Here is a 14447-nt window from a genome sequence, read left to right as displayed (position 1 = left end):
TCATTGGAGCTGAATAGTCTCAGCCGATTTTCTGGCCGGTCTTGGCCCAGTCGGCGGTGAACTGCTCCAGACCCTTGTCCGTAAGCGGGTGCTTCACCAATGCCTTCAGTGTCGCCGGCGGTGCGGTCACGACGTCGGCGCCGATGAGCGCCGCCTGCTTGATATGGTTCACCGTGCGCACCGAGGCGACAAGGATCTCGGTCTGGAAATCGTAATTGTCGTAGATCTGGCGGATCTCCTGGATCAGTTCCATGCCGTCCGCGCCGGTATCGTCGACGCGGCCGACGAAAGGCGAGATGAAGGATGCGCCGGCCTTGGCCGCGAGCAGCGCCTGATTGGCCGAGAAGCACAGCGTGACATTGACCATTCGGTTCATCTCGGTGCGGATCGTCTTGCAGGCTCTCAAGCCGTCCAGCGTCAGCGGCACCTTGATGCACACATTGGGCGCGATCTTGGACAGCACCTCGGCCTCGGCCATCATCTGCTTGTACTCGCTCGCCACGACTTCCGCCGAGACCGGACCTTTGACGATGTCGCAGATCTGCTTGGTGACCTCGGCGATCTTGCCGCCGGATTTCAGGATCAGCGACGGATTGGTGGTGACGCCATCGAGCAGCCCCAGATCGTTCAGCTCACGGATATCCTTGACGTCGGCGGTGTCGACAAAAAATTTCATGGCGGGTCTCCTGACGATTTCGTCGTGCTTGGGAAGGCACGTTCAGCCTTGCTCTTTGATCTAGACCAAAGTCGGGGCAAGGTCACGCCTCATGATCGAAGATTCGCCCTTTGTCGCAGCCGCACCGGTGCTGGTGCCGATGCCGGCCGAACGCCCCTACACTTATGCCGTGCCGGCCGGCATGCGGGTGGTGCCGGGCTCGATCGTGCGCGTGCCGCTTGGGCCGCGCCAGGTCGCCGGCATCGTCTGGGACGGCGTGGTCGAGCAGGTCGATGCCAGGAAATTGCGCCCGATCGAACAGGTTTTCGACTGTCCGCCGATCGACCGCGCCATGCGCCGCTTCGTCGACTGGGTGGCGCAATACACGCTGTCGGCGCCGGGCATGGTGGCGCGCATGCTGTTGCGTGCGCCGGAAGCTTTCGATCCCGAACCCTGGATCGAAGGGCTGCAGCGGACACTCGTCATGCCGGATCGGATGACCGATGCGAGGACGCGGGTGCTGGAGACAGCCGAAGGAGGGCTTGCCTGGACGCGCTCGGGGCTGGCGCACGCCGCCGGCGTGTCGTCGACCGTAATCGAGGGGCTGAAAGCGCAAGGCGTGTTCGAAACGGTGATGATCCCGCCGCGCCCTGTGGTGGCCGCACCCGACCCAAGCTATGCCCTGCCGGACCTGATGCCGGACCAGAACGACGCCGCGTCGATGCTGCGCGCCAATGTCGCGGCCGGCGCGTTCAATGTCTCGCTGCTCGATGGTGTTACCGGTTCGGGCAAGACCGAGGTCTATTTCGAGGCGGTGGCCGCCGCGCTCGATCAGGGCAAACAGGTGCTGATCCTGCTGCCGGAAATCGCGCTGACGCATGCTTTCCTCGAACGGTTCCAGGGGCGCTTTGGCGCCAAGCCGGCCGAGTGGCATTCCGACCTGCCGCCCAGGATGCGCGAAAAAGTCTGGCGGCAAGTGGCGGAAGGGGGCGTGCGTGTCGTCGCCGGCGCGCGCTCGGCGCTCTTCCTGCCGTTCAAGCAGCTCGGCCTGATCGTCGTCGACGAGGAGCACGACCCGGCCTACAAGCAGGAAGACCGCGTTTTCTACAATGCGCGCGACATGGCTGTCGTGCGCGGCCATATTGGCGGCTTTCCCGTCGTGCTGGCGTCGGCAACGCCTTCGGTCGAGAGCCGGGTCAACGCCAGCCAGGGCCGCTATGCCAGGGCTGTGCTTTCCGCCCGCTTCGCCGAGGCGGCACTTCCCGATCTCAAGTCGATCGACATGCGCCGCGCGCCGCCGGCGCGTGGCGGCTTCCTGTCGCCGGTGCTGATCGACCATATGCGCAAGACGCTGGAGAAGAAGGAGCAATCGCTGCTGTTCCTCAACCGGCGGGGCTATGCGCCGCTGACGCTATGCCGGGTCTGCGGCCACCGTTTCGGCTGCCCGGTGTGCTCGGCCTGGCTGGTCGAACACCGCTTTCGCGGCCAGTTGGTGTGTCATCACTGCGGTCACAATGAGCGCCGGCCGGAAGCCTGCCCCGAATGCGGCACGCTCGACCATCTGGTCGCTTGCGGGCCGGGGGTGGAGCGCATCGCCGAAGAGGTCGTCACGCATTTCCCGGACGCGCGCACCATCGTGCTGTCGTCGGATATCATGGGGGGTGTACGGCGGTTGCGGCTGGAACTGGAGGCTATCGCCAATGGCGAGGCCGATATCGTCATCGGCACGCAACTGGTCGCCAAGGGTCACAATTTCCCGAACATGACGCTGGTCGGCGTCGTCGATGCCGACCTAGGCCTTGCCAATGGCGATCCGCGCGCCGCCGAGCGCACTTTCCAGCTGCTCAGCCAGGTGACCGGCCGTGCGGGCCGCACCGGCAAGAAGAGCCTTGGCCTGCTGCAGACCTTCCAGCCCGACCATCCGGTGATGCGGGCGATCGTCTCCGGCGATGCCGAGTCTTTCTACCAGCGCGAGATTTCAGAGCGCGAACGCGCTGCCTTGCCGCCCTTCGGCCGGCTGGCCGGCGTCATCGTCAGCGCGGTGACGCGGGCGGAGGCGGAAGGCCATGCACGCGGCCTGCGCCGCTCCGCACCGGAGGCGTCGGATCTGTTCGTGCTAGGGCCGGCGGAAGCGCCATTATCGTTGCTCGGCGGTCGCCACCGCTTCCGCCTGCTGATCCAGGGCGAACGGCGCGCCGACATGCAGGGGTTCATCCGCACCATGCTGGCCAACGGGCCGAAACAGCGCGGCTCGGTTCGGGTGCAGGTCGACATCGATCCGCAAAGCTTTTTGTAGGAACGCGAATTCAACTCCAGCTGTCTCGACGAGAGAATCGGAAGATCACATGAAAACCCTTGGCCTGCTCGGCGGCATGAGTTGGGAATCGAGTGCCATCTACTACCGCCTGCTCAACGAGATCGTGCGCGAGCGGCTGGGCGGCCTGCATTCGGCGAGGCTGCTGCTCTGGTCGTTCGATTTCGCCGAGATTGCCGAACGGCAGCATGATGGCGACTGGGACGGTGCCGGCGCGCTGCTGATCGATGCCGCGCACAAACTTGAGGCCGGCGGTGCGGAGGGCCTGCTTCTGTGCACCAACACCATGCACAGACTGGCCGACCAGGTGCAGGCGGCTGTGTCGATCCCGCTCATCCATATCGCCGACGCAACCGCGGCCACGGTCAGGCAGGCCGGCCTGCGGCGGCCAGCGCTGCTGGCAACGCGGTTCACCATGGAGCAGGACTTCTACAAGGGCCGGCTTGCCGACAAATATGGCCTGTCGCCAGTGGTGCCAGATTCGGCCGGGCGCGACATGGTGCATCGCGTCATCTACGAAGAACTCTGTCAGGGCATCGTCACAGAAGCCTCGAAGGCGGCCTATGTCGCCGAGGCAAACCGCTTGCGCCGCGACGAAGCCGCCGACAGCCTGATCATGGGCTGCACTGAGATCACCATGCTCATCGGCCAGGAGGATTTCGACATTCCGGTTTTCGACACGACGCGCATCCATGCCGAGGCGGCGGTGGAATTCGCACTGGGTTGATGCGCGTTTCCTAAAGTGGCTGAAGCCATCTGGCGCAGGGTCTTTCCTTCGCTAGAATGTCGGCGATTTTCAAAACAGGCATTTCGAGGGGACACGATGGATTTTGCGCTTCCATGGCCGACGAGCCAGGGCGAATGGCTGGCCTGGTCGAGCGCGGTCTTCACCGTGCTGCTCGGCCTTCTGTTTTTCCTGGCGCCGGGGCTGGCGTTCCGTATCCTGCGCCTGCAGGCGAAACCCGAGAAGGCGGCGGCGATCGCCGAGGGGCGCGGCCGCATGTCGGGCTTTTATCTCGGAGTCGGCCTGTGCTGCATCCTGCTCGCGCAGCCGCTGGTCTACATGGCGCTCGGATTTTCATGGCTGTTCACCGCCTTCGGCCGGCTGCTGTCGATGATGTCGGATGGCGCCAATACACCTTTCAATTGGATTTCCATTGTGGTGGAATTGGCGCTCGCGGCCTTGCCGCTCGCCTTTGCCTTCGGCTTTGTGCCCTGAATCCTGGGGTATTCAGGCGCGCGGGACGCTGATCTTTCGCCGGATGCGACAATAGTGCCTGAAAACCATGCGGAACGACGCATTGCGGTCTTAAAATGCCTGTGCTAGACGGCAATCGACTTTCGGCCGGGGATAGCGGAAGCCGCGCCTCCGTGCTTAAAAAAATGCAGTAAGGTCAAAGATTTAGCCAGAGTTTTCGCTCGCGCCAACAATCTGCGGCCTGTCAGACAAGAGAAAAGACGGTCCGTGGCTCAATCGTCATCGCCAATCTCAGGTGTCGCAGAACGCTATGCCGGTTCGCTGTTCGAACTGGCATCGCAGGCAAATTCCGTCGCCAAGGTCGAGGCCGATCTCACCAGTTTCGAGGCCATGCTCGCGGGCAGTGGCGACCTCACCCGGCTGATCAACAGCCCGGTATTCTCCAGCGAGGACCAGGCCAAGGCCATCGGGGCGATCGCCGACAGGGCCGGCATCATCGGTCTGACCGGCAATTTCCTGCGCGTCGTCGCCAAGAACCGCCGCCTGTTCGCGGTGCCCGGCATGATCAAGGCATTCCGCCAGATCGCCGCTGAGCACCGTGGCGAGGCTGCCGCCGAGGTGACGTCGGCTCATGAGCTGACCGCGGCCCAGCAGACCGAACTCAAGGCCGCGCTGAAGGGCGTTGCCGGCAAGGACGTGGCCATTTCCGTCACCGTCGATCCATCGCTGCTCGGCGGGTTGGTGGTCAAGATGGGCTCGCGCCAGATCGATACGTCGCTCAAAACCAAACTCAATTCGCTCAAGCTTGCACTGAAAGAGGTCGGCTGATGGACATCCGCGCCGCGGAAATTTCCGCAATTCTGAAAGATCAGATCAAGAATTTCGGCAAGGAGGCCGAGGTCTCCGAAGTCGGACAGGTGCTGTCCGTCGGTGACGGTATCGCCCGCGTCTATGGCCTCGACAATGTCCAGGCCGGCGAAATGGTCGAATTCCCAGGCGGCATCCGCGGCATGGCGCTCAACCTCGAAGCCGACAATGTCGGCGTCGTCATCTTCGGCGCCGACCGCGACATCAAGGAAGGCGACATCGTCAAGCGCACCGGCGCCATCGTCGACGTTCCTGTCGGCCCCGGCCTGCTCGGCCGCGTCGTCGACGCGCTTGGCAACCCGATCGACGGCAAGGGCCCGATCAAGGCGACCGAACGCAAGCGCGTCGACGTCAAGGCACCAGGCATCATTCCGCGCAAATCGGTCAACGAGCCGATGTCAACCGGCCTCAAGGCCATCGACGCCCTGATCCCGGTCGGCCGCGGCCAGCGCGAGCTGGTCATCGGTGACCGCCAGACCGGCAAGACCGCCATCATCCTCGACACGATGCTCAACCAGAAGTCGGTGCACGATAACGGCCCGGAAAAGGAAAAGCTCTACTGCGTCTACGTCGCCGTCGGCCAGAAGCGTTCGACCGTCGCGCAGTTCGTCAAGGTTCTGGAAGAGCGCGGCGCGCTCGAATACTCGATCATCATCGCCGCCACCGCTTCCGACCCGGCGCCGATGCAGTTCCTGGCGCCGTTCGCCGGCTGCACCATGGGCGAATATTTCCGCGACAACGGCATGCATGCGCTGATCAGCTATGACGATCTGTCGAAGCAGGCCGTCGCTTATCGCCAGATGTCGTTGTTGCTGCGCCGCCCGCCAGGCCGCGAAGCCTATCCCGGCGACGTCTTCTACCTGCACTCGCGCTTGCTCGAGCGCGCCGCGAAGCTCAACGACGATCTGGGCGGCGGATCGCTGACCGCCCTGCCGATCATCGAGACGCAGGCCAACGACGTGTCGGCCTATATCCCGACCAATGTGATCTCGATCACCGACGGCCAGATCTTCCTCGAAACCAACCTGTTCTTCCAGGGCATCCGTCCGGCCGTCAACGTCGGCCTCTCGGTCAGCCGCGTCGGCTCGGCCGCGCAGATCAAGGCGATGAAGCAGGTTGCCGGTTCGATCAAGGGCGAGCTCGCGCAGTACCGCGAAATGGCGGCCTTCGCGCAGTTCGGCTCGGATCTCGATGCCGCCACGCAGCGCCTGCTCAACCGCGGATCGCGCCTGACCGAACTCCTGAAGCAGCCGCAGTTCTCGCCGCTGAAGACGGAAGAGCAGGTCGCGGTGATCTTCGCCGGCGTCAACGGCTATCTCGACAAGCTGCCGGTCAACCAGGTCGGCAAGTTCGAGCACGGCCTGCTCAGCCACATGCGTGCGGCGGGCAAGGACGTTCTCGACGCCATCCGCAAGGAAAAGGCGCTTTCGGACGATCTGCGCGCCAAGCTCAGGGCCGAGATCGACGCCTTCGCCAAGACCTTCGCCTGAGCGAAGCGCCAGTCCGGATGAGACAAGACGGGATCAGGTTTGAAGCATGCCTTCATTAAAAGACCTTCGTAACCGTATCGCCTCGGTCAAGGCGACGCAGAAGATCACCAAGGCGATGCAGATGGTCGCCGCGGCGAAGCTGCGCCGTGCGCAAGAGGCGGCGGAAGCGGCGCGCCCCTATTCGGAGCGCATGGGTTCCGTGCTGGCCAACATCACCCAAGCGATCGGCGGTGGCGGCGATGCCCCGGCGCTGATGACGGGCACCGGCAAGGACGCCGTGCATCTGCTCGTGGTCTGCACCGCCGAGCGCGGCCTGTGCGGCGGTTTCAATTCGCAGATCGCACGTCTTGCCCGCGATCACATCCGCCGGCTTCTGGCCGATGGCAAGCAGGTCAAGATCATCTGCGTCGGCAAGAAGGGTTTCGACATCCTGCGCCGCGACTATGCATCGATGATCATCGACCGCGTCGATCTGCGCGAGGTCAAGACGCTCGGCTTCGTCAATGCCGACGCGATCGCCAAGAAGGTCATTCATCTGTTCAACGAGGGCGCCTTCGACATCTGCACGCTGTTCTATTCGCAGTTCAAGTCGGTGATCAGCCAGATCCCGACCGCGCAGCAGATCATCCCGGCCGGCGTCGCTTCGGCTCCGGCCGCGGCGGTGGATGGCGGCAGCGCCGTCTATGAATATGAGCCGGAGCCGGGCGAAATCCTCTCCGACCTCATCCCGCGCAACATCTCCGTGCAGGTTTTCCGGGCGCTGCTCGAAAACGCCGCCGGCGAAATGGGCGCCAAGATGAGCGCCATGGACAATGCGACGCGCAACGCCGGCGAGATGATCAACAAGCTGTCGATCACCTACAACCGCCAGCGGCAGGCGCAGATCACCAAGGAACTGATCGAAATTATTTCGGGCGCCGAGGCGCTCTAGGCGCGGTCCGCGGGAGACTTTCCCGCGAACCGGACCGCGTGAGAAACAAAGGACGAAAAGGGTAAAGACGATGGCGAAAGCAGCGACCCCCCAGAAGGCAACTCCGAAGACGGCAGCCCCCAAGGCAGCAGCCCCCGTGAAGGCGGCCAGGGCTCCGGCGGCGGCGGCAAAAGCTGCTCCGGCCAAGGCAGCAGCAGCGCCGGCCAAGGCCGTGGTTGCCAAGACGCAGGCCGTGGTCACGAAAGCCACCGGCGTTGTCGGCAGGGTTCGGCAGGTCATCGGCGCCGTTGTCGACGTGCAATTCGGCGATCACCTGCCGGCGATCCTGAACGCGCTCGAGACGACCAATGTCGGCAACCGCCTGGTGCTCGAAGTTGCCCAGCATCTGGGTGAAAACACCGTGCGCTGCATCGCGATGGACTCCACCGAAGGTCTGGTGCGCGGCCAGGAAGTGCGCGACACCGGCGCTCCGATCACCGTGCCGGTCGGCCCGGGCATGCTCGGCCGCATCATCAACGTCATCGGCGAACCGGTCGACGAAGAAGGCCCGGTCGACGCAATCGAAATGCGCTCGATCCATCAGCCGGCGCCGACCTATGTCGAGCAGTCGACGGAAGCCCAGATCCTGATCACCGGCATCAAGGTGCTCGACCTCTTGGCGCCCTATGCCAAGGGCGGCAAGATCGGCCTGTTCGGCGGCGCCGGCGTCGGCAAGACCGTGCTGATCCAGGAACTGATCAACAACATCGCCAAGGCGCATGGCGGCTACTCGGTGTTCGCCGGCGTCGGCGAGCGCACCCGCGAAGGCAACGATCTCTATCACGAGTTCATCGAATCCGGCGTCAACAAGAAGGGCGGCGGCGAAGGCTCCAAGGCAGCGCTGGTGTACGGCCAGATGAACGAGCCGCCGGGCGCGCGCGCCCGTGTCGGCCTGACCGGCTTGACGGTCGCCGAATATTTCCGCGACCAGGGCCAGGACGTGCTGTTCTTCGTCGACAACATCTTCCGCTTCACGCAGGCGGGTTCCGAAGTGTCGGCGCTGCTCGGCCGCATCCCGTCGGCCGTGGGCTACCAGCCGACGCTCGCCACCGACATGGGCGCGCTTCAGGAACGCATCACCACCACCACCAAGGGCTCGATCACCTCGGTGCAGGCGATCTACGTGCCGGCCGACGACTTGACCGATCCGGCACCGGCGACCTCGTTCGCTCACCTTGACGCGACGACGACGCTCAACCGTTCGATCGCCGAGAAGGGCATCTATCCGGCCGTCGATCCGCTGGACTCGACTTCGCGCATGCTCGACCCGCTGGTCGTCGGCGACGAGCATTATGGCGTCGCCCGCCAGGTGCAGTCGATCCTCCAACGCTACAAGTCGCTGCAGGACATCATCGCCATCCTGGGCATGGATGAGCTCTCGGAAGAGGACAAGCAGACGGTGGCCCGCGCCCGCAAGATCGAGCGCTTCCTGTCACAGCCCTTCTTCGTCGCCGAAGTGTTCACCGGCGCGCCTGGCAAGCTCGTCGACCTCGCCGACACCATCAAGGGCTTCAAGGGCCTCTGCAACGGCGACTACGACCACCTGCCGGAAGCCGCCTTCTACATGGTCGGCGGCATCGAGGAAGCGGTCGAGAAGGCACAGCGCCTCGCGGCAGAAGCGGCGTAAATCAAGCGAATAGGGAGTAGTGGGCAGCGAGAAGAGAATAGCGGCGTGACCTGGGCGTTTCGTGCTCCCATCACTATCGACTACTCACTATTCCCTACCCGCTAAATTGACATGGCTGAAGCTTTCAAGTTCGAACTGGTTTCGCCGGAACGCCTGCTGGTTTCCGCCGAGGTCGAATCCGTCGTTATTCCAGGCGCCGAAGGCGAGATGACCGTCATGGCTCATCACGCGCCGGTCATGACCACGATCAAGCCGGGTGTCGTCACGGTGAAGAGCGCCTCGGGGAGCGAGGAACGCTATGTCGTGTTCGGCGGCTTCGCCGACATCGTCCCGGCCGGCTGCACGCTGCTGGCGGAATCGGCTGTCGCGGTGAAGGACGTCGACCGCGCCGATCTCACCCGCCGCATCCAGGAAGCCAGGGAAGATGCCGCGGACGCCAAGGACGATCAGTCGCGCAGCAAGGCCGAACAATTCCTTAGCCAGCTCACCACGCTGGAAGGCGCGATCCTGCCGGCCTGAAACTCGTCTCAAGGTGACGGATTGGAGCGGGGCCTTGCCCCGCTTTTTTTGTTTGTCGGGCTATTGTGGCGTGAGAGTTGGTGTGGCGGCGGTGCTGGAGGTGCACGACGAATCAAGGTTCTGTACCGCTCGCGCCTTGCTGTCCTTCAGCTTCTATGCCGAGCGCGGCGAAGGTCAAAGTCGGGCCGTCTCGTCGCAGGTGGACGAGATGGACGGCCACGAGTTCCATCAGCGTCTGGCGCTCGGCGTGATCCCGGGCGAAGCCGGCCATGTCAAACACCGCCGTCACGGTTTCGTTCGCCGGCAGCTGCTGGTCCAAAAGCGCGGTCATCGGCGCATCGAGCGGATCGGTGAAATGGCCTTCCGGCAACGCCTTTCCGCGCGCCGCGCAGGCGGCGATCCAGGCAGCCACCACCAGCGTGAGATGGACCAGCTCGGTGCCGGCTTCGAGGCACTCGACAGCCGAGGCGATAATGCGCTGCGGCAGTTTCTGGCTGCCGTCATTGGCGATCTGCGCCGTGCGGTGGGCAAGTGCCGTGTTTGAAAAACGCTCCGCAAGCTCAGCCGTATACGCTGATGGGTCGAGGCCGGCATCGTCCGGCAACGTTGTTATGGCCTCTTGCCATAGCGCGTCGACGAACCGCCGGATCGCCGGATCGGCGAAGGCGCTGTCGACCGTCGCGTGGCCGCTGAGCAGGCCGAGATAGGCGATGCCCGAATGCGCGCCGTTGAGCAGCCTCAGCTTCATGTCCTCGAAGGGAGCGACATCCCCAACCATGGTGACGCCGAATTTTTCCCAGGCCGGCCGGCCCGTCGGGAAATCGTCCTCGATCACCCACTGGCGGAAGGGTTCCGTCATCACCGGCCAGGCGTCGTCGACACCAAGTTCGCCCGCTATCCGCGCCCTGTCGGCATCGGTCGTGGCTGGCACGATGCGGTCGACCATGCTTGACGGAAATGCGACGTGACCGGCGATGTGGTCGGCCATTCCGGCATCGGCCGCCGAACCGGCACCGGCATCGCGCCGCGTGGCGAATTCGATCAGCAGCCGGTGCAAGGTGGCGCCGTTGGCCGGCAGGTTGTCGCAACAAAGCACGGTAAAGGGCGGTGTGCCAGCAGCCAGCCTCCGGGCGAGCGCTTCGGTCAGAAAACCATGCGCCGTCTTCGGTGTTCGCGGGTTGTCAAGGTCGTGGACGATGTCGGCATGCGCCGCGTCCAATCCGCCTCCGGCCGCCCGCAAATAGGCTTTCTCGGTGATCGTCAGCGTCACGATGCGGGTCCGCGGATCGGCCAGCACCGCCAGAACCGCTTCCGGGTCTTCCGGCGCCACCAGCAGCGAGCCGATCGAGCCGATGACATGCAGCTTCTCGCCGCCGCTGCCGCGCACCGCCAAGGTGTATAGCCCGTCCTGCGGCGCCAGCGCGTCGCGCGTATCGGCGCTGCGCAGCGACACGCCTGATATGCCCCAGTCCGTTTCGCCGGCCGCCAGGCATTCATCGATATAAGCGGCCTGGTGGGCGCGGTGAAAGGCGCCGACGCCCAGATGAACGATGCCCGGCGTGATCGCGCCACGATCATATCGAGGCGCGGCGACCTTGACCGGCAATGCCTGCGCCGTGCGGTTGGAAAGGCGGCGGTCTGTCATCAATTCGGCACTCATCTCATGGAACGGTTTGCGGGGTAACACTGACGGCGTCCGCCGACAATGCTTAGCTTCGCTTAGGAGTCATCATACAACAACCAGATTTTTGTATGTTGACATTATTTCTGACCGATCCTACCCATGGAGCCGGAGGATGGCCGTGGCACTGACCAATGCGGATTTGCTGTTTTCAGCCGAGGCGCGCCCGCTGTCGGTCGCCCGCGCTCTCTACGCCGGCATCAAGGACCTGCCCATCATCAGTCCGCACGGCCATACCGACCCGCGCTGGTATGCGCTGAACGAGCCGTTCCCCGATCCCGCGCAACTGCTCATCGTGCCGGACCACTATATTTTTCGCATGCTGTTCAGTCAGGGCGTGCGGCTGGAGGCTCTCGGCGTGCCGACCCTCGATGGTGCGCCCGTCGAGACCGACGGCAGGGCGATCTGGCGGCTGTTCGCCGAACACTATTACCTCTTCCGTGGCACGCCGACCCGGTTGTGGTTCGACCATGTCCTTGCGCATCTGTTCGACATCGAAGAGCCTTTGAGCGCCGCGACCGCCGACCGTCATTACGATACGATCGCAACGCTGCTGCAGTGGGAGAACTTCCGCCCTCGGGCGCTGTTCGAGCGCTTCAACATCGAGGTCATCGCGACGACCGAAGGCGCGCTCGACGATCTCAAATGGCACCAGATGATCCGCGACAGCGGCTGGGAGGGCCGTGTTGTCACCGCCTATCGGCCGGACGCCGTCGTCGATCCGGATTTCGAAGGCTTTTCGGCCGATCTCGATCGGCTCGGCGAGATCACCGGCTGCGACACCGGGACCTGGGCCGGTTATCTCGACGCACATCGCCAGCGGCGCGCCTTCTTCAAGAGCTTCGGCGCGACGTCGTCGGATCACGGTCATCCGACGGCGGAGACCGCCAATCTTTCCGACGCGGCGGCGCAGGAGCTGTTCAACCGGGTCCGCGCCGGCTCGCAGGATGAGCGCGAGCGAAAATTGTTTCGCGCGCAGATGTTGACCGAGATGGCCAAGATGAGCCGGGACGACGGGCTGGTCATGCAGATCCATCCCGGTTCCATGCGCAATCATTCGGCTTCTGCTTTCCAGAAATTCGGCAGGGACAAGGGTTTCGATATCCCGGCCCGGACCGACTATGCAACGGCATTGAAGCCATTGCTGGACTGCGTCGGGCTGGAGCGTGACCTGACCGTCATCCTGTTCACGCTGGATGAGACCAGCTATGCGCGCGAACTGGCGCCGTTGGCCGGCGTCTATCCGGCGCTGAAGCTCGGGCCGGCCTGGTGGTTCCACGACAGCCCGGAAGGCATGCGCCGGTTCCGCGAGATGACCACCGAGACCGCCGGCTTCTACAACACGGTCGGCTTCAACGACGACACCCGCGCCTTTCCGTCGATCCCGGCCCGCCATGACGTGGCGCGGCGGGTCGACTGTGCGTTCCTGGCGCGTCTCGTCGCCGAGCACAGGCTGCGTGAGGAGGAGGCGCATGAACTCGCGAAGGAGCTTGCCTACACGCTTGCCAAGAATGCGTACCGGCTCTGAGCCGGGCGTTTCGATTTTCAATGGGAGGAAGTCATGTTGCATTTTTCGAAATTGACGGCCGCGACATTCGCCATCGGTTCGCTGCTGATCGGCGCTGCCAACGCCGAAACCGTGCTGCGATCCTCGGATACCCATCCAGACGGCTACCCGACCGTCGAGGCGGTCAAGTACATGGGCGACCTGATCAAGCAGCGCACCGCCGGCCGCTATTCGATCGAGGTCTATCACTCGGCGCAACTCGGCGAGGAAAAGGACACGATCGAGCAGACCCAGGCCGGCGTCATCGACCTCGACCGTGTCTCGATGGGACCGTTCAACGGCATCGTGCCGGAGACCGCCGTGCCGTCGCTGCCCTACATGTTCCGCTCCGTCGAGCACATGCGCCACGTCATGGACGGCGGTGTCGGCGACCAGATCCTGAAGGCCTTCGAGGCGCATGATCTCGTCGGCCTCGCCTTCTACGATTTCGGTGCTCGGTCCTTCTACAACACCAAGAAGGACATTACCTCGATGGCGGACATGAAAGGCATGAAGTTCCGCGTCATCCAGTCCGATGTGTTCGTCGACATGGTCAACGCGCTAGGTGCCAACGCCACGCCGATGGCCTATGGCGAAGTCTATTCGGCGCTGCAGACCGGCGTCATCGACGGCGCCGAAAACAACTGGCCGAGCTTCGAATCCGCCAAGCACTACGAAGTGGCCAAGCATTACACGATGGACGAACACCAGATCGTGCCGGAAGTGCTGGTCATGTCGAAGGCAAGCTGGGACAAGCTCTCGCCCGAAGACCAGGCGATCGTGCGCCAGGCAGCCAAGGACAGCGTCGTCAAGATGCGCGAACTGTGGGACGCGCAGGAGAAGAAGTCGCGCGGCATCGTCGAGGCCGCGGGCGTCAAGGTCAGCCAGATCGACAAGCAGCCGCTGATCGACGCGATGAAGCCCGTCTACGACAAGTACTTGTCGACGCCTGAATTGAAGGACCTGGCCGCCCGCATACAGGCCGAGAAATGAACGGCAGGGGCAATGGATCGAGCGGCGCGGAGACCTCCGCGCTGCCTTCGGACGCGTCGGCCATGCGAGGATTCTGGCTGGGTGCGGAGCGGGTCCTGTCGGGACTTGCCAGGCTGGCGCTTTGGATCAGCGGCGCCGGCTTGACGCTGATGACGATCATCATCTTCTGGCAGGTCTTCTCGCGTTATGTGCTGAACCGTTCGCCAAGCTGGACGGAACCCTTCTCGGTACTGCTGATGGGCTGGTTCATTTTTCTCGGCGCCGCCGTCGGCGTGCGCGAACGCACCCATCTCGGCTTCGACGTGCTGCTCTATGTCCTGCCTGTTTCGGCCAAGGCGGTGCTGCGCAGCATTTCCGACCTTGTCGTGCTGGCCTTCGGCGCCGGCATGATCGTCTATGGCGTGCAATTGGCCAGGCTGACCTGGAACACGGTCATGCCGTCACTTGCCCTGCCGGGCGGCGCCAGCTTCCTGCCGGTCATCCTGGGTGGGGCGCTGGTCTGCCTGTTTTCGCTGGAACGGCTGGCCGGGCGCTTTGCCGGCCTGCCCGTCGACGCCGACATTCATGCAACCGGCGAGGAGCCCTGA

Annotated in this window: 13 protein-coding genes; 11 read left to right on the top strand and 2 right to left on the bottom strand. The window is 64.0% G+C overall.

Features of this window, described 5'->3' with window-relative positions:
• Positions 1–19: 19 nt before the first annotated feature.
• On the bottom strand, positions 20–676 hold the full coding sequence (fsa, locus tag AC3CB8_RS02385) for a fructose-6-phosphate aldolase (RefSeq protein WP_023771766.1): 657 nt from the start codon (positions 674–676) through the stop codon (positions 20–22).
• Positions 677–767: 91 nt separating this feature from the next.
• On the opposite strand from fsa, the gene AC3CB8_RS02380 reads away from it, so the two are divergent.
• From AC3CB8_RS02380 to AC3CB8_RS02345, 8 genes are all read left to right on the top strand, one after another.
• Complete coding sequence (locus AC3CB8_RS02380; RefSeq protein WP_352564006.1) at positions 768–2951, top strand: primosomal protein N'; 2184 nt, start codon at positions 768–770, stop codon at positions 2949–2951.
• Positions 2952–3000: 49 nt separating this feature from the next.
• The gene (locus tag AC3CB8_RS02375; RefSeq protein ID WP_352564007.1) at positions 3001–3696 is read left to right on the top strand and encodes an aspartate/glutamate racemase family protein; all 696 of its coding nucleotides are present in this window, start codon (positions 3001–3003) and stop codon (positions 3694–3696) included.
• Positions 3697–3792: 96 nt separating this feature from the next.
• Positions 3793–4188: an AGROH133_08824 family phage infection protein gene (locus AC3CB8_RS02370; RefSeq protein WP_023771764.1), complete on the top strand. Its 396-nt coding sequence runs from the start codon at positions 3793–3795 to the stop codon at positions 4186–4188.
• Between the two features lie 246 nt (positions 4189–4434).
• Positions 4435–4995, top strand: a complete 561-nt coding sequence (locus AC3CB8_RS02365) for a F0F1 ATP synthase subunit delta (protein WP_023771763.1) — start codon at positions 4435–4437, stop codon at positions 4993–4995.
• Positions 4995–6524 carry a F0F1 ATP synthase subunit alpha gene (gene atpA, locus AC3CB8_RS02360; protein WP_352548825.1) on the top strand — a complete coding sequence of 510 codons (1530 nt, stop codon included), beginning with the start codon at positions 4995–4997 and terminating at the stop codon, positions 6522–6524. The genes AC3CB8_RS02365 and atpA overlap by 1 nt, the downstream gene beginning before the upstream one ends.
• A gap of 46 nt (positions 6525–6570) precedes the next feature.
• Positions 6571–7455, top strand: a complete 885-nt coding sequence (locus AC3CB8_RS02355; protein ID WP_023771762.1) for a F0F1 ATP synthase subunit gamma — start codon at positions 6571–6573, stop codon at positions 7453–7455.
• A gap of 70 nt (positions 7456–7525) precedes the next feature.
• The gene (atpD, locus tag AC3CB8_RS02350) at positions 7526–9121 is read left to right on the top strand and encodes a F0F1 ATP synthase subunit beta (protein WP_352564008.1); all 1596 of its coding nucleotides are present in this window, start codon (positions 7526–7528) and stop codon (positions 9119–9121) included.
• A gap of 111 nt (positions 9122–9232) precedes the next feature.
• Positions 9233–9640 (top strand): F0F1 ATP synthase subunit epsilon, encoded by a 408-nt coding sequence (locus AC3CB8_RS02345; protein ID WP_023771760.1) that lies wholly within the window; start codon positions 9233–9235, stop codon positions 9638–9640.
• Between the two features lie 112 nt (positions 9641–9752).
• Here the strand turns inward: AC3CB8_RS02345 and AC3CB8_RS02340 are convergent, their stop codons facing one another.
• Positions 9753–11285: a mannitol dehydrogenase family protein gene (locus AC3CB8_RS02340; protein WP_352595834.1), complete on the bottom strand. Its 1533-nt coding sequence runs from the start codon at positions 11283–11285 to the stop codon at positions 9753–9755.
• A gap of 151 nt (positions 11286–11436) precedes the next feature.
• On the opposite strand from AC3CB8_RS02340, the gene uxaC reads away from it, so the two are divergent.
• From uxaC to AC3CB8_RS02325, 3 genes are all read left to right on the top strand, one after another.
• Positions 11437–12849, top strand: a complete 1413-nt coding sequence (gene uxaC, locus AC3CB8_RS02335) for a glucuronate isomerase (RefSeq protein ID WP_352564010.1) — start codon at positions 11437–11439, stop codon at positions 12847–12849.
• Positions 12850–12882: 33 nt separating this feature from the next.
• The gene (locus AC3CB8_RS02330; RefSeq protein ID WP_488377259.1) at positions 12883–13860 is read left to right on the top strand and encodes a TRAP transporter substrate-binding protein; all 978 of its coding nucleotides are present in this window, start codon (positions 12883–12885) and stop codon (positions 13858–13860) included.
• Between the two features lie 62 nt (positions 13861–13922).
• Positions 13923–14447 (top strand): TRAP transporter small permease, encoded by a 525-nt coding sequence (locus AC3CB8_RS02325; RefSeq protein WP_023771756.1) that lies wholly within the window; start codon positions 13923–13925, stop codon positions 14445–14447.

The organism is Mesorhizobium sp. P160927, from assembly GCF_057766385.1.
This window is presented reverse-complemented; position numbering and strand designations above follow the sequence as displayed.

What these genes read in the sequence shown, in the direction of transcription:
- AC3CB8_RS02355 (WP_023771762.1), top strand. Translation starts at nt 6,571, where the DNA reads ATGCCTTCATTAAAAGACCTTCGTAACCGTATCGCCTCGGTCAAGGCG.
- AC3CB8_RS02375 (WP_352564007.1), top strand. Translation starts at nt 3,001, where the DNA reads ATGAAAACCCTTGGCCTGCTCGGCGGCATGAGTTGGGAATCGAGTGCC.
- AC3CB8_RS02340 (WP_352595834.1), bottom strand. Translation starts at nt 11,285, where the DNA reads ATGACAGACCGCCGCCTTTCCAACCGCACGGCGCAGGCATTGCCGGTC.
- atpD (WP_352564008.1), top strand. Translation starts at nt 7,526, where the DNA reads ATGGCGAAAGCAGCGACCCCCCAGAAGGCAACTCCGAAGACGGCAGCC.
- AC3CB8_RS02380 (WP_352564006.1), top strand. Translation starts at nt 768, where the DNA reads ATGATCGAAGATTCGCCCTTTGTCGCAGCCGCACCGGTGCTGGTGCCG.
- AC3CB8_RS02325 (WP_023771756.1), top strand. Translation starts at nt 13,923, where the DNA reads ATGCGAGGATTCTGGCTGGGTGCGGAGCGGGTCCTGTCGGGACTTGCC.
- fsa (WP_023771766.1), bottom strand. Translation starts at nt 676, where the DNA reads ATGAAATTTTTTGTCGACACCGCCGACGTCAAGGATATCCGTGAGCTG.
- uxaC (WP_352564010.1), top strand. Translation starts at nt 11,437, where the DNA reads ATGGCCGTGGCACTGACCAATGCGGATTTGCTGTTTTCAGCCGAGGCG.
- AC3CB8_RS02330 (WP_488377259.1), top strand. Translation starts at nt 12,883, where the DNA reads ATGTTGCATTTTTCGAAATTGACGGCCGCGACATTCGCCATCGGTTCG.
- AC3CB8_RS02370 (WP_023771764.1), top strand. Translation starts at nt 3,793, where the DNA reads ATGGATTTTGCGCTTCCATGGCCGACGAGCCAGGGCGAATGGCTGGCC.
- atpA (WP_352548825.1), top strand. Translation starts at nt 4,995, where the DNA reads ATGGACATCCGCGCCGCGGAAATTTCCGCAATTCTGAAAGATCAGATC.
- AC3CB8_RS02345 (WP_023771760.1), top strand. Translation starts at nt 9,233, where the DNA reads ATGGCTGAAGCTTTCAAGTTCGAACTGGTTTCGCCGGAACGCCTGCTG.